The sequence below is a fragment of the Streptomyces sp. NRRL B-3229 genome, assembly GCF_000719505.1.
Taxonomy (GTDB): Bacteria; Actinomycetota; Actinomycetes; order Streptomycetales; family Streptomycetaceae; genus Streptomyces; species Streptomyces griseorubiginosus.
Map to the genome: position 1 here is coordinate 1 of NZ_JOGP01000082.1, position 1047 is coordinate 1047.

Consider the following 1047-nt stretch of genomic DNA (forward strand, 5'->3'; position numbering starts at 1 on the left):
GTCCTGGACTGCTCCGGCCGCGGGGCCTGCACGAGGCCCTGGTCATGCTCGACACGCTGCGGTCCCGGGATTTCCAGGACGGCTGACAGGACAGCTGAGCAGCGGGCTCGGGGGTGTTCGTGTCACCGCTCGGTGGACGTGTCGGTCGCGGTGAGCGCGCCTCGGGGCGCCGCCCCGACCGGGGGGAGGGGCTGTGCCCCGCCGTGCTGCCGGCGCCGGGCGGCCAGGGATTCGCGGGCCGCCTGACGTGCGTGCCGGCGACGCCAGTACGGGTTGTCGTGCGGCAGCTTGCTGGACACGCGGCCGTACATGCCGAACGTCAGGATGATCAGCCCCATGACGAAGCTGAACATGACGTTGGTCATGCCGAAGTCCAGGAAGTTGGCGGGCTTGTCCAGGATGAAGATGTGCGCGAAGCCGCTGAGCAGGAACAGCGTCCCGACGACCATGTTGAGCGTCGACGCGAAGTTCCCGCCGACGATGCCGCCGGCGATGAGGGCCAGGCCCACCAGGACGGAGATCAGGCTCAGCAGGCCGTTGGTCGACAGCCCCGCGATGTTCTCGCCGTCGGTGCTGAACGGGCTCAGCTCGTCGGCGAATCCGAGGACGCCGAAGACGAGAAGGGTCAGGCCGCAGAATGCGGCGCCGTACCGGTAGACCGTGGCCAGTCTGTGGTCCACGGGCAGTTCCTCGCTCAGCTTCATGGCGATTCCTTTCCCGATGCGCGAACGTGTCGCGTCATTTCCGCGGAGGGGTCGTCGAACGTTCCGCGGAGTTTTTCTCCGTCATTCCGGGAAGCGGCGCGGAATGTCTCGGCCACTCGCACACCATTCACCGTGGCGCCGGTACGCGGTTGCAGTCGATCCGGAAATTCATTCCGCCGCGCCATGTGCTCGGCGGGTCTCACGTCCGCAGCAGGCTCACGGCACCCGTCGCCGCCGGCCGGCCCGCGACGGTCACGGCGAAGCGGGCCCCGCTGTGGTCCCGCGCCACGTCGATCACCGCTCCGTCGGTGGGGACAGGCGCCCGGACGGCCAGGCGCAACCC

1 protein-coding gene is annotated in these 1047 nt (G+C 69.1%); it reads right to left on the reverse strand.

The annotated features are described in order from the left end of the window. Positions 1-122: 122 nt before the first annotated feature. Positions 123-704: a DUF4383 domain-containing protein gene (locus IF54_RS0138770; RefSeq protein ID WP_030327412.1), complete on the reverse strand. Its 582-nt coding sequence runs from the start codon at positions 702-704 to the stop codon at positions 123-125. Positions 705-1047 lie beyond the last annotated feature (343 nt).